The organism is Pseudomonas sp. Arb-4-2C (assembly GCF_055755015.1).
Genome location: NZ_CM146899.1, coordinates 2,551,717 through 2,564,521 on the forward strand (window position 1 = coordinate 2,551,717; position 12,805 = coordinate 2,564,521).

General features: G+C 63.0%; 10 protein-coding genes. All 10 read right to left on the minus strand.

The genetic code is table 11. The features are described from left to right. Positions 1-4: 4 nt before the first annotated feature. Complete coding sequence (locus AC0J41_RS11515; protein ID WP_473015619.1) at positions 5-2,509, minus strand: spermidine synthase; 2,505 nt, start codon at positions 2,507-2,509, stop codon at positions 5-7. 192 nt (positions 2,510-2,701) lie between these two features. Beyond that, the gene (locus AC0J41_RS11520) at positions 2,702-4,291 is read right to left on the minus strand and encodes an arylsulfatase (RefSeq protein ID WP_025110027.1); all 1,590 of its coding nucleotides are present in this window, start codon (positions 4,289-4,291) and stop codon (positions 2,702-2,704) included. A 72-nt stretch (positions 4,292-4,363) separates the two neighbouring features. Then, the gene (locus tag AC0J41_RS11525) at positions 4,364-5,386 is read right to left on the minus strand and encodes an HAD family hydrolase (protein ID WP_473015620.1); all 1,023 of its coding nucleotides are present in this window, start codon (positions 5,384-5,386) and stop codon (positions 4,364-4,366) included. Continuing rightward, positions 5,383-6,744 carry a BatD family protein gene (locus tag AC0J41_RS11530; protein WP_473015621.1) on the minus strand — a complete coding sequence of 454 codons (1,362 nt, stop codon included), beginning with the start codon at positions 6,742-6,744 and terminating at the stop codon, positions 5,383-5,385. The genes AC0J41_RS11525 and AC0J41_RS11530 overlap by 4 nt, the downstream gene beginning before the upstream one ends. Next, positions 6,741-8,321, minus strand: coding sequence for a VWA domain-containing protein (locus AC0J41_RS11535; protein ID WP_025110024.1), 1,581 nt, complete (start codon positions 8,319-8,321; stop codon positions 6,741-6,743). Before AC0J41_RS11535 ends, AC0J41_RS11530 begins: the two co-directional genes overlap by 4 nt. A gap of 1 nt (position 8,322) precedes the next feature. Further along, positions 8,323-9,315 carry a vWA domain-containing protein gene (locus AC0J41_RS11540; protein ID WP_473015622.1) on the minus strand — a complete coding sequence of 331 codons (993 nt, stop codon included), beginning with the start codon at positions 9,313-9,315 and terminating at the stop codon, positions 8,323-8,325. Beyond that, positions 9,302-9,901 (minus strand): DUF4381 domain-containing protein, encoded by a 600-nt coding sequence (locus AC0J41_RS11545; RefSeq protein WP_473015623.1) that lies wholly within the window; start codon positions 9,899-9,901, stop codon positions 9,302-9,304. Before AC0J41_RS11545 ends, AC0J41_RS11540 begins: the two co-directional genes overlap by 14 nt. Beyond that, positions 9,898-10,836 carry a DUF58 domain-containing protein gene (locus AC0J41_RS11550; protein WP_473015624.1) on the minus strand — a complete coding sequence of 313 codons (939 nt, stop codon included), beginning with the start codon at positions 10,834-10,836 and terminating at the stop codon, positions 9,898-9,900. The genes AC0J41_RS11545 and AC0J41_RS11550 overlap by 4 nt, the downstream gene beginning before the upstream one ends. 8 nt (positions 10,837-10,844) lie before the next feature. Then, a complete protein-coding gene (locus tag AC0J41_RS11555) occupies positions 10,845-11,825 on the minus strand; it encodes an AAA family ATPase (RefSeq protein WP_025110020.1) in 981 nt (326 codons plus the stop codon). Positions 11,826-11,844: 19 nt separating this feature from the next. Next, positions 11,845-12,795 (minus strand): SphA family protein, encoded by a 951-nt coding sequence (locus tag AC0J41_RS11560; protein ID WP_473015626.1) that lies wholly within the window; start codon positions 12,793-12,795, stop codon positions 11,845-11,847. Between the last annotated feature and the right edge of the window lie 10 nt (positions 12,796-12,805).

The window sequence follows — 12,805 nt, forward strand, 5'->3', positions numbered from 1 at the left end:
CGGGTTATTGTCCGGTAAACCAACGGAAGTACGGATTCCCGCCATCCCATCGCATCACTTCACGCATATCCCGCCCCCACGCATCCCGATCTCCGTCATACGCATGCAGGCTCGCGCGGTAAAACTGCATCAGACGCTGACGGTGCGTTTGCATCCGTTCACTGAATCCGGCATCGGCATTGACCAGTGGCGGCGGCTGATAGAGGTCCAGCAGCGCCGGCAGTACCCGGGTGATTTCCTTGCTGCGTACCCACGGCGCGTATTCGATACGTGGCTGATCGTCCGTCACTGCCGGGGCATTCGCGGCGAAGCGCTCAAGGCCCGCGCGGTCGGTGACCCAGGTCGCGAGCAACGCGGCGGCCGAGCCGATCCCGACATCCTGCAAGGTGCTGCGCACAGTGTCCTGCTGGAAGCGCTCGGTGATTTTCGCCGCGTCCAGTTCCATCGGTTGCAACGAGCCGACCAGCAGCATCTCGTGGAACTCGCTGGTCCACAGCGAGGCATACGGGAACACGTCGAGGAAGCTGCGCACCAGTGAGCGTGAGTCATCAATGTTCTGCGTCGGCAGCGGCAGCCATTGCGCGACGATGCCTTGATGCTGCAAGCGGCTGGCCGCCAACTGATAGAAATCCCGCGAGTACAGGTTGACCACACCAGCCGCCGACGGCGGTGGCGGTTCGAGGGTGATCAGGTCGTACGTCTGTTCGCTGCGCAGCAGTTCCTGGCGGCCGTCGCGCAGGCGCACATCCACTGCAGGATCGCTGGCCGCATTGAAATTGCCTTTGAACAGCGGAGCAGCTTTGACCACTGACGGCAACAGCTCGGCGACTACTCGATGTTCCAGCCCCGGATAGCGCAGCATGGCGCCGGCGGTGATGCCGGTGCCGAAGCCGATCACCAGTGTCGAACGCGGCTCGCCGTTGTGAATCAGCAGCGGCAACAGCGCCTGAATGCGCATGTAGCGCAGCGACGGCATGGCATCGCCGGTGTTGGACACGCCTTGAATGTACAAACGGTGGAACGCGTTTTCGCCACGGCCCTGCGCGACTACCGCCACCGTACCGCCTCGGCCTTCTTCATAGAATGTCAGCGCGCCGTTACGCGCCCCGGGCAGCAGGCTGGCGAGTTTGTCGACTGGCGTCAGCACGGCCAGCGCGACCGACACCAGCCCCAGTGCGACCACGGCCTGACGTCGGCCTTTCTTGACGTGATGGCCTTTGCGCACCGCAACGTAACCGACCGCCGCCGCGATGATCGCCAGCAGACCCAGCGTGCGCACCAACCCCAGCAACGGGATCAGCAGGAAACCGCAGAGCATCACCCCGACGATCCCGCCCAGGGTGTTGAACGCCACGACGGCGCCCACATCACGACCGACATGCCCGTGGCCGACGCTCAGCCGCAGTGCCAGCGGGAAAGCTGCGCCCAGCAACAAGGTCGGCACGAACACAATGCTCAGCGCCGCCACGGCAAAACGTGCGCTCATGCCGACCAGTTCGCTGGCACCCAGGCTCAGCAACCACATCTCGGTCTGAGTCTGCGCGAGGATCAGCCAGCGACCGAGCACGGCAATTTCCACCAACGCGACCAACCCGGCACCGGCAATCAACAAACCGAAGACTCCCCACGGGTCACGAATGCGCTCGACGCGACGGGCAAGCAGGGCGCTGCCGAGGAACAGTCCGGTGAGGTAAGTGGCCAGAACCACAGCAAACGCATAGGTGCGGGTGCTCATGAACTGCACGATCGATTGCGACCAGACCACTTCATAGCCCAGCGCCACGCCACCGGCGATCGAATACAGCCACAGCGCGGTGCGGTCTGCAGCTTTTTCGTTGTGATGTTTGACCAGCGCTGCCACCGCTGTCGGGTGCTGACGCTGCAGCCACAGCGCACCGGCGGCGGCGAGCAGATTGAGCATCGCGGCAAACAGCGCGCTGCCGCGCACGCCGAGGGTGGCGATCAGCACGAATGCGGCGAGCAACGTGCCGACAATCGCGCCCAAGGTGTTGGCGGCGTACAACTGACCGCCGGCCTTGCCCGGATCAGTCGTCAGCGAGCGCACCAGCACCGGCAGGGTGCCGCCCATCAATACGGCGGGGAGGCCGACCAGCGCAAACGGCAACAGCCAGGCGAGCAAACCGACGTGACCTTGCAGCCAGGCAAACCCGCTGGCGGAAACACTCAAGGCAAACGTCGCGCCGACGCCCAGTATTGCCACCAGCACTTCCAGCCCGGCGTAGAGCAGCACCGGTTGCTGCAGGCGATCCGCCCAGCGCCCGAACCACCAGCCACCGATGGCCAGTCCTGCGAAAAACGCGCTGATGCCGGTGGTGATGGCGTAGACCTCGACTCCGACCACCAGCGACAGTTGCTTGATCCACAGCACTTGATACACCAGGGCCGCGGCGCCGGAGACGCACAGCAGCAGGGCGGGAAACAGCAACGCTGCGCTGGCGACTTGCGGGGCGGGTATGGCCGACGGCTTGCTGGCGATACGTGAGGGCATGCGGATTGCCTTATTTCAATTCGGAAATGGCGGTGACGGTGCTGGCCTCTTCGCGAGCAAGCCCGCTCCCACACTGGACTTGGGTTCCCCCTGAATCCCCTGTGGGAGCGAGCCTGGTCGCGAATGAGGCCGACACGGTCCCAAGTCAAAACATGGTCGTCCGCCGCTAAGGGCGGACGACAGTCCAGCGGTTTACTGTGCAGCCGGTGCCGCTTTCATCTTCTCGGCAATCTTGGCGTCTACCGCAGCACGGATCTGGTCGATGCTGAAGCTGGCCGGTTTTTGGCTTGGCGGGTAGTCGATGAAGGTCTGCAGGAAGCCCGCCGCCTTCTGTACCGCTTGCGCCGCCAGGTAAACGTTTTTGGTCTGCCAATCGTAGTACTGATCGGAAACTACGTCGGCGCGCTCGTACGGGTCCATTCTCAGGTTGAGGATCTTCGGTACGCGCAGGCACACGAAGGGTTCGCTCCAGACTCTGAAACCACCCGGTTGACGTTGCTCGCAGAACACCACTTTCCAGTTGCCGAAGCGCATCGATACCAGCACACCGTCATCGTTGAAGTAGTAGAACTCCTTGCGCTCGCCGGCAGGTTGCTGTCCGGTCAGGTACGGCAGTTGGTTGAAACCGTCCAGATGCACTTTGAAGTTGGTGCCACCGGCAGTCGGCGCCCAACCCTTGAGCAGTTTGTTTTTTACGTCGGCATCGCCTGCCGCTGCAAGCAGGGTCGGAAACCAGTCCATGCCCGAGAACAGCTCGTTGGACACTTCTCCCGGCTTGATCTTGCCCGGCCAGCGAATCATGGCCGGTACGCGATACGCACCTTCCCAGTTGGAGTTTTTCTCGTTGCGGAACGGCGTGGTCGCCGCGTCCGGCCAGGAGAACTGGTTCGGGCCGTTGTCGGTGGTGTAGACGACGATGGTGTTGTCGGCGATTTTCAGGTCATCGATGGTTTTCAGCAGCTTGCCGACGTCGGCATCGTGTTCCAGCATGCCGTCCGCATACTCGTTGCCGGGCATGCCGCTCTGGCCCTTCATCGAATCACGCACATGGGTGAACACGTGCATGCGGGTGGTGTTCATCCAGACGAAGAACGGCTTGTCAGCCTTGGCTTGTTTCTCGATGAACGCCTGCGCGGCGGCGGTGGTTTCGTCGTCGATGGTTTCCATGCGCTTGGTGGTCAGGGCGCCGGTGTCTTCGATCTTGCCGTCGGCGAAGCTGTGGATCACGCCCCGCGGGGTGTTGGCCTTGACGAAATCGGCGTCGTCTTTGGGCCAGTACGGACGCTCAGGCTCTTCCTCGGCATTGAGGTGATACAGGTTGCCGAAGAATTCGTCGAAACCGTGGTTGGTTGGCAGGTATTCATCCTTGTCGCCCAAGTGGTTCTTGCCGAACTGGCCGGTGGCATAACCCAGGCCCTTGAGCGCCTGGGCAATGGTGATGTCACGTTTTTGCAGGCCCACCGGTGCGCCGGGGATACCGACTTTCGACAGACCGGTACGCAATGGCGTCTGCCCGGTGATGAAGGAGGAGCGTCCGGCCGTGCAGCTGTTCTCTGCGTAGTAGTCGGTGAACATCATGCCTTCTTTGGCAATCCGGTCGATGTTCGGGGTCTTGTAGCCCACCACGCCCATGGAATAGGCACTGATGTTGGTCTGGCCGATGTCATCGCCAAAGATCACCAGTATGTTGGGTTTTTCGGCCGCTGTGGCGGTTGCCGACAGCGCCATCACCGAGGTTGCCACCAGGGCGAATTTCGGTAGCCACTTGCGTATGCGAGTCATCTGACTTGCTCCTTTTTGTGGGGGTCGTTTATTGCGACTTACGTTTCCTGCAGTCCTGCATCACGCTTTTTCTTATTGCACCTGCTCGTTTGCCGGTGGATCGAACGGATAGATCCGGCGCCATTCGGCTGCCATGTCCACCACGGTCCAGCCGCGGGAATTCGCTTCGTCGAGGGCCTTGTCGAGCCGGCCAATGTCTGATTTGCGGTCGTAGGCCCACTCGCGCTTGGCGTCGGTGTGGTGCACCAGGCCCATGAAGCGCTTGCCCGGCCCGGCGGCGGTCCACTGCAGCATCTGCAGGTCGCCGTCGGAATTGCCGAAGGCGAGGATCGGCCGCTTGCCGATCACCGCATCGATACTTTCCGGTTTGCCCGGGCCATCGTCGTTGTGCGCCAGTTTTGGTGTGCGCAGGATCGAGGCTTTGCCGTCCTTGAGCTGGAACGCGGTGACGAACGTGGTGCCAATCACCTGTTCCGGCGGGATGCCGTAGACCTTTTCGGCGAAGGCCCGCATGAACGCGGTGTCGCCGCCGGAAACGATATAGGTCTTGAAGTCCTGGCTGCGCAGGTAGTCGAGCATTTCCAGCATCGGCTGGAAGATCATTTCGGTGTAGGGCTTGCCGGTCTTCGGGTGGCGCGCCTGACTTAGCCAGGTCTTGGCGTAGTCATCGAAGGCCTCGGTGGTCATGCCGGTGTGGGTAGCGCCGAAAATCTTCAGAATGCCGTCCATACCGGCAGCCGCGAGTGCCTTGTGGTCGTTTTCCAGCACCGCCTTGAACGGCTGGGTGGTTTTCCATTCCGGGTGTTGCGGCGCATTGCGTTTGACTTCATCGAGGGCGAACAGCAGCTCGAAATACATCGGCTGCTCGCTCCACAGGGTGCCGTCGTTGTCGAAAACGGCAATCCTCTCGGCGGGTTTGACGAAGTCCTTGCCGGACTGGTCGGTGACCGCTCGCACGAATTCGATGATGCTGTTTTTGGCCGGTCCGTCGTTCCATGACGGCAGCGGTTCCGTGGCCTGGGCCAGCAGTGGCAATGCCAGCGCAAACCACAGCGCAAGGCTGAAACGTTGACGGTGCTGTGGCGGGTTCGTCATGGGAAATCCCTTTCGTGGACGGGGTTGAGCGGGCGCAGGGCCGGGACTGGTTTGTGCTGCTGTTGTTCGGCCTGACTGTGAAGCGTAGTCAACGATTGGCGCAGTTGAACGAGTGTTTGTCCGGGTGTCGGTTCGCGACCGTAAAGACCGCGCAACAGGCCTTGCAGGCGCGGGCCGGCATCGACCAGCTTCAGCCCCAGCCGACTGCGTCGCAGCCACAGGTACAGCGCAGTCATTTGCGCCGGTTGTGCTTGCAGTTGTGGCTCGATTTGCTGCCAGGTGAAAGCCGCTGATTGCTCCCAGGCCAGTTGCCGCGCACGCTGGCGTGCCTGCCAATTCCGGTGCGCATGCAGGATGGCCGGGCGTAGCCAATAACCGGCGCCAATGACGGCCGCGAGCAGCGCCAGCCACAGCAGCCATGCCGTGGAGAAATACAGCCTGTTGCGGTCCAGTTGCTTGAGGTCTTCGGTGATCGAAAACACCTGCTTTTCGGCACTGGTGGCCGCCGCTTCGAATGTCACCGCCGGCACCTGCGTGGTGCGCGATTGTCGGGTTTTGGCGTCCCACCATTTCACCTCGATGGCGGGCAGGGTGTGCGTGCCGGCCTTGTCGATGCGGTAGGTGACGCTGTCGATACGCTGGCCGCCGAGCAAGGCGCCGCGGCCGTCATCGAGGTTGCTCACTTGCGGGGTTTTCGCATAGCGACTGAGGCCGGCGACATCACCCATCGTCGGCACGGGCAGGGCCATCGCCAGTGCGCCGTCGGCCTGCAAGGTCAGTTGGCGAGTGATGCTGTCGCCGACTTTCAATGGCGTTGCCGAGTTGATCACGCTTTGGGTAAAGCGCACGCCGTTGGCCACCAGCGGCGGTTCTCCGGGTTTGAATCCGGGCGGCTGGGCGGCGCTGAACTGCAGCGGTTGGCTTTGCGCGCTGATTGCAGTGGCGGCCTGCCCCGGCGTTGCGCTGACGGTCAGCGCCGGAATCTCGTAGCGCTGCGCGACATTCGGGGTGATCAGGTAGCTGTAGCGCATGCCGCTGAAGGACTGACCGTCGATGATCTGGTTCAGGTGCTGCGCCTGGCTGTCGGGCGGCATCACCAGCGCGCCGTCGAGTTTCAAGTCGGGCAGGGTGGCGGCGCTGGTAAACCAGGTGTCAGTGAGTACGTCGACTTGCAGCTCGACCAGGCCGCCGACCATGGCGCCTTCGGCGGGTTGCAGGTGGGCCTGGACTTTGAGTTGGGGGGTGGCGGCAAAGGCATTCAGGCTGAGCAGGCTGGTCAGCAGCAGACTGCTGATTTTTGCGGCTACTGATCTGGCCTCTTCGCGAGCAGGCTCGCTCCCACTGTGGGTCGGGTTCATGGCTTGCCTCCCGCCTGATCCTGCAAGCTGAACTTCTGCTTGAGGAATTTCGCCGGCGAGGTGCTCAGGTTCTGTAGCCACAGCGCATCGGATGCCGCTTGTTCGGTCTCGACTTTTTTGCTGTGGCCCTTGCCCGGCGCCTTGTCGAACTTCACCTCATCCGGCTTGGTCTCGGGGGCGTTTTTGCCGGCGCTGTCGGTGTCCTTGAGCAAGGCCTGCGCCAACGCCAGATTGGCCGTGGCTTCGGGGAACTGCGGTTGCAGTTTCAAGGCCTGGGTGTAGGCGGCAATTGCCTGATCGAACTTGAAGCGCCGCACGTAGATGTTGCCCAGGTAGAAGTAGGCCTGCGGCGTGTCCAGCCGGGCAAAGGTCGCCAGTGCGAGGTCGTAGTCAGAGGCGTGATACGCCGCCACGCCTTTCCAGTACGGATCGACAAACAGCGCCGCCGCTTGCGGCCAGTGCTCATGTTCGAAGGCCCAGCGTCCTTGCTGATCGCGGGTGAAGAATGCATCGGTCAGCGCGTTGGCCTGCGCTGGTGCGGCCGGCCAGCCAAGGCCTGCGGCCAATAGCAGCGCTGGCACCCAGTTGACGCTCCAGCCCTTGCGCACGCCGACCAGTGCCAGCAACAACAGCGGCCAGCACAGCCAGTAACCGGCGTCCTTCCAGTGCAACTCCTGCTGTTCGGCGCTGGCACTCTGGAAGTGCTGTTGGGCGTGCAATTCGATCCAGTCCAGATCATCGTCGTTGAGAGTCAGGCTGCCCAGCGGCGCGTCGACGGCGGACGCCAATTGCTTGAGCGCCGCCTGATCGAAACTGCCGAGCACCGGGCGCCCGTTGCTGTCGGTTTTCGGCTGGCCATTGGCGCCCTGAATGACCCCGCCGTCCTCGTTGCCGACCGCGAGCACCAGCACTTGCAAAGCGCTGCCGCGCAATTGCTGGTCGAGTCCATCGAGTTGCGCCGCGTCGGCGCCGTCGGTGATCAGCAGCAGCGTGCCGGGCGTTTTTTCGGCGCTGAGCAGGCGTCTGGCTTGCTTGATGACGGCACTGACGTCCTTGCCGGGTTTATCGATCAGCCCGGTGCCCAGGGCCTGGATAAAGCTGTCGAGCAGCGTCGGATCGTCAGTCGGCGGCAGTACCAGATGCGCGCTGCCGGCGTAGGCGATCAACGCGGTGCGGGCGCCGGCGCGGCGCTGGATCAGGTTGTGGAGTGTGTGCTTGGCCGCTTCCAGGCGTGTCGGTTGCACGTCACTGGCGTCCATTGACGGTGACAGATCGACGGCCACGATCAGCGGTGCGCGGTTCTCCAGGAAGTCCGGGCGATCCTGCTCCCAGGTCGGCCCGGCCGTCGCGATGGCGCCGAGTATCAGCAGCGCGCACAACCAATGCACGGGGCGCAGGCGTTGGTGATCCTGCGGGGTGACCAGCAGGTGCGGTAGCAGGTGTTCGGCGATGTTGCCGCGCAGCCGCCGCTGCAGGTCGCGGCTGCGGCGCCAGATCAGCGGCAGCAGTGCCGCAAACAAAGCCAGCAACAGCCACAGCGGACGCAGGAAATGCAGGTCACTGAGGTTGATGTCCATCTCAGGCCTCCTGTCGCTGGCGGGCAAGTGACAGCCGTGGGCGCAGCATGGCGCCCAGGTGATACAAGGCCAACAAGGCCAGCGCGGCGCCCAGCGGCCAGTAGAACAACTCGCGCTGTGGCTGGTGGCTGAGGGTTTTCACCTGATGCGGAGTGAGGCGGTCGAGGGTGCTGTAGACCTGATCCAGCGCGCTGCGGTCTTCGGCACGGAAGAACTGCCCACCGGTGGTCTGGGCGATTTGTTCCAGGCCCTGCAGATTGACCTTCGCCTCGCCTGCAGCGCTCGGATCGCCGATGCCGATGGTGTGGATCACCACGCCTTTGTTGGCAGCCATTTCGGCGGCATGGTCCGGGGTGATAGCACTGCTGGTGTCGTTGCCGTCGGTGAGCAGGATCAGCACTTTTTCCTGCTCGTGGGCCTGGTCCAGCAGCTTCAGGCTCAAGCCGATGGCGTCGCCGATGGCGGTGTTCGGCCCGGCCATGCCGATGCCGGTGTCGGCCAACAACAGCGACAGGCTGGGGTGATCGAGGGTCAGCGGCGCTTGCGGATAGGCACCGCTGCCGAACACGATCAGGCCGATGCGATCATCCTTGCGCTTGTCGATGAAACCTTGCACCACCTCTTTGACGGCCGCCAGGCGATTGATTTTCTCCCCGCCAGCATTGGTGAAGTCTTCGGTTTCCATCGATTGCGAGAGATCGATGGCGAGCATCAGGTCGCGCACCGGTTGTTGGCGCTCGATGGGTTTTTCGACGAACACCGGGCGGGCAGCGGCCAACAGGACCAGCGCCCAGATCAGCAGATTCAATAGCAGTTGCCAGCGATTGCGCCGGTTGCCGACGCTGCTCGGTGTTTGCCCGATCGCGCGGCTCATGGCAGCAAAAAACGGTACGCGCACCGCGCTGCGGGCTTCGTTGTAGGCAGGCAAGTAGCGGTAAGCGAGCCAGGCTAGCGGCAACACCAGCAACAGCCACGGGTAATCAAGCTGCCACATGGTGCTGCTCCACCCAATGCTGGCAGGTGTCGAACAACGCCTGGCGCTGTTCGGCGGGGAGGGCGCGCAGAGTGGCGTCCGGGGCGTAGGCGAGTAGGGCGAGTTGGGCGCTGAAATCGGCGGGCAGCGCTTTTTTACAGTGCTGCTGCAAGTAACGTTGCCAATCCAGTCCTCCAAGCGCCGCAAGACCCTGCGGGAGCGGGCTTACTCGCGAAAGCAGTGTGCCAGGCGACATGGATGTTCGATTTGCCGATCTTTTCGCAAGCAGGCTCGCTCCCACAGGGCGGGCGTTCCAGTGCCGGTAATGTGCGGGTATTGAGAGGGCCACGCGTTTTAACAGCTCCGGCAGTTCGCGCAGGGCGCTGAGGTCATCACTGCGCCCGCGCAACTGCGCCAGGCGCTGCAGCGCCTCACGCCGATACTGATCCCGTCGCCATTGGCGATAACGGCGCAGCCCCATCAGCATCGCGCTCAACAGCAGTATCGCGAGCAACACCCACCAGCCCCAGGTCTGCGGTGCATAGCTGACGGGTGCGGACAAGCCCAGCTCCTGGAGCTGGTCGATGCTCGGGATGTTCGGCGTCATCGCCGTGCCCCGGCACTCTTACCGAGTTCGGCGCGCAATTGCTCATGCGCTTCTTCGGCGGTGCTGAACATCATCAGCGGCACCTGACTGCGGCGCAGCAGGGTGGCGACATCCTTGAGCCGGCCGCCGAGGTAATCGCCCAACGGTTGATGCACGTTGCGCTTTTCAACGGCCAGTTCCACTTGCAACTGGCCCTGGGTGACCAGCAGCCGGCCGTCGCCTGGCAGCTTCAAGGCGAGCGGATCGTAGACTTGCAGAGCGATCACGTCGTTGTGCGCCGACAGTTGTCGCATCAATTGCAAGGTGCGCTCGCCGGCCCCGGCAAAGTCACTGACAATGCACATCAAATGGTCATGCCCGGCCAGTGCCAGGCAGCGTTGCAAGGCTTTATCCAGTTGGTCTTCGTCTTCGGCATCGGGGTTGGCAGCGTTCAGCGCCTGATTGTGTTCGACGACGCGACTGAGCAGCGCTTCAACCCGTTTGCGGCTGCGCAACGGCGCGATGCTGTCGATACGCTGATCGTTGAACACCAGCCCGCCGACCCGGTCACCGGCGTTGAACACCATCCATGCCGTCAGCGCCGCGAGCTCGGCAGCCAGCGCAGATTTGAAGCTGCGCTGCGAACCGAAGAACATCGACATGCGCTGATCGACCACGATCAGCGCCGGGCGATCACGCTCTTCGGTGAAGGTGCGCACCACCGGTTTGCCGGTGCGCAGCGAGGCACGCCAGTCCAGATGACGCAGGTCGTCTCCGGGCTGATAGCGGCGCAGCTCATCGAAGTTCAGGCCGCGCCCGCGCAGGCGCGAGGCATGGTTGCCGGCAAGGATGCTGCCCTGCGGCTGGCGCGCCAGAAAACTCAGGTCACGGGCCTTGAACTCCAGCGCCATCAATTGCGCCAGAGAGACATAGACCAGCCCGTCGCTGCTTTGCATATTCAACCTCAGGCAGGAATCGCCACTTTGTCGAGGATCCGGTCCAGCACTTGATCTGCCGTCACGCCATCAGCCACCGCGTCGTAGCTCAGTTGCAGGCGATGGCGCAGCACCGGGTGCACCACCGCGCGCACGTTGTCCGGCGAGACAAAGTCCTGCCCCTGCAACCACGCATCGGCGCGGGCGCAGCGGTCCAGACCGATACCGCCGCGAGGGCTGGCACCAATGGCGATCCAGCGGGCGAGGTCTTCGTCGTAATCGGCGGGGTGGCGGGTGGCGTTGATCAGGTCGATCAGGTAGGTGTCGATGGCCGGCGAGACATGCACCGCACTGACCTCTTTGCGCGCGGCGAAGATCACCTCCTGCGCCAGGCTGAAACCCTTGGCCGGCGCGGTGTTCGCCCCTTGACTGAACTCTTCGTTGCGCAGCAGGCGCAGCACCTGGCTTTCGTTTTCGGCGCTGGGGTAATCCAGCAGGACTTTCATCAGAAAACGGTCCATCTGCGCTTCCGGCAGCGGGTAAGTGCCTTCCTGCTCGATCGGGTTCTGCGTCGCGACCACAATGAACAATTCCGGCAGTGCATGGCTGTTGCCGGCCACGGTGATCTGCCGTTCCTCCATGGCTTCCAGCAGCGCCGCCTGGACCTTGGCCGGCGCGCGGTTGATCTCGTCGGCGAGGATCAGGTTGCCGAACAAGGGACCGGGCTGGAAGCGGATCTCGTGTTTGCCCTCGACCTGATGCAGCACCTCGGCGCCGGTGATGTCCGAGGGCAGCAGGTCGGGCGTGAACTGGATCCGGCTCATTTTCGCATCCAGGTGCTTGGCCAGCGCCTTGACCGTGCGGGTCTTGGCCAGCCCCGGCAGACTTTCCAGCAGCAGGTGCCCGTTGGCCAACAGACCGAGAAGGATCTGCCGAATGACTTGATCCTGGCCGAGTACCGCTTCGGCGATGCTGGCTTGCAGGGCGTTGAGGTCGGTGAGTGCAGTCATGAGACAGTCCTTTGCAGGTCTAGAAGAACGCCAGGGTCATGTTGATGGCGAAACCATTGCCTTCCGGGCGGTTCTTGGTATCGAACTCGGGCACCCAGCGCGCGCTGATGCTGGCCTGGGCATCGGCGAACTTGCCGGCCCAGCCGATCACCGGGCCGGCACCGACCGAGCGGCCACGGAAGCCATTCAGTGCGTCGGCGGTCTGGCCCTTGTCGTCAGTGACCTGCTGGATATAACCGGCCGCCAGACCGGCGCTCCAGCCACTGCCAAAACCGTGGGTCCACAGCGCATCGAGGGTGAAGATGTTGCCGTTGCGATAATCAGTGGTGGTGTTTTCGGTATAGAACTCCAGACCGCTGGACAGGGTGAACTCGCCACCCTTGCCATCCAGGTGGGTGAAGGCCACGGTCGGCATGAACGTGTAATTGTTCTGGCCCGGGTTGGCCAGACGGTTCTCGTTATAGGCACCGGTCGGCACGTAGATCGGCAGGGAGAACGCGATGTGGTTCAGTTCATCGAAGTGGTAGCCGGCGGCAATCGGCGTCACCAGTGCATCGGCAAATTGAGTGCCGTAATCGCTGGTGCCGAGGGTCCGTCCGCGCGGGCCGGTGATGGCTGCGTCAACGTCGGTGTACTGCAACGGAATGCCGACCGCCGAGGCAAAGTTCCACGGGCCTTTGCCGGTGTCCCAGACGTGGGTCAGGTTGGTCATGGTGTAAGAGACTTTCATGTCGATCCCGGCGCTGATTTCGCCGGAAATCGGCGCACCACGGCTGCCCTTGAGCGAGCCGTCGTACCAGATGCTGGTCACCGAAACGACCCACCCGGGTTCCGGCGGTACGATCCCGGCATTGGAAAACACCTGCTGACCGGTGATCGGTTGACCCACACCACCCTCGGCGGCATACAGCAGCGGACTGCCGATCATGCACAGCGCCAATAAGGGACGCACAACGTAAGGCTTGACCATCACTGACTCC

Coding starts and splice junctions, on each gene's coding strand:
- AC0J41_RS11560 (WP_473015626.1), bottom strand. CDS start 12,795: ATGGTCAAGCCTTACGTTGTGCGTCCCTTATTGGCGCTGTGCATGATC.
- AC0J41_RS11550 (WP_473015624.1), bottom strand. CDS start 10,836: ATGCAAAGCAGCGACGGGCTGGTCTATGTCTCTCTGGCGCAATTGATG.
- AC0J41_RS11535 (WP_025110024.1), bottom strand. CDS start 8,321: ATGGACATCAACCTCAGTGACCTGCATTTCCTGCGTCCGCTGTGGCTG.
- AC0J41_RS11520 (WP_025110027.1), bottom strand. CDS start 4,291: ATGACTCGCATACGCAAGTGGCTACCGAAATTCGCCCTGGTGGCAACC.
- AC0J41_RS11530 (WP_473015621.1), bottom strand. CDS start 6,744: ATGAACCCGACCCACAGTGGGAGCGAGCCTGCTCGCGAAGAGGCCAGA.
- AC0J41_RS11525 (WP_473015620.1), bottom strand. CDS start 5,386: ATGACGAACCCGCCACAGCACCGTCAACGTTTCAGCCTTGCGCTGTGG.
- AC0J41_RS11545 (WP_473015623.1), bottom strand. CDS start 9,901: ATGACGCCGAACATCCCGAGCATCGACCAGCTCCAGGAGCTGGGCTTG.
- AC0J41_RS11555 (WP_025110020.1), bottom strand. CDS start 11,825: ATGACTGCACTCACCGACCTCAACGCCCTGCAAGCCAGCATCGCCGAA.
- AC0J41_RS11540 (WP_473015622.1), bottom strand. CDS start 9,315: ATGTGGCAGCTTGATTACCCGTGGCTGTTGCTGGTGTTGCCGCTAGCC.
- AC0J41_RS11515 (WP_473015619.1), bottom strand. CDS start 2,509: ATGCCCTCACGTATCGCCAGCAAGCCGTCGGCCATACCCGCCCCGCAA.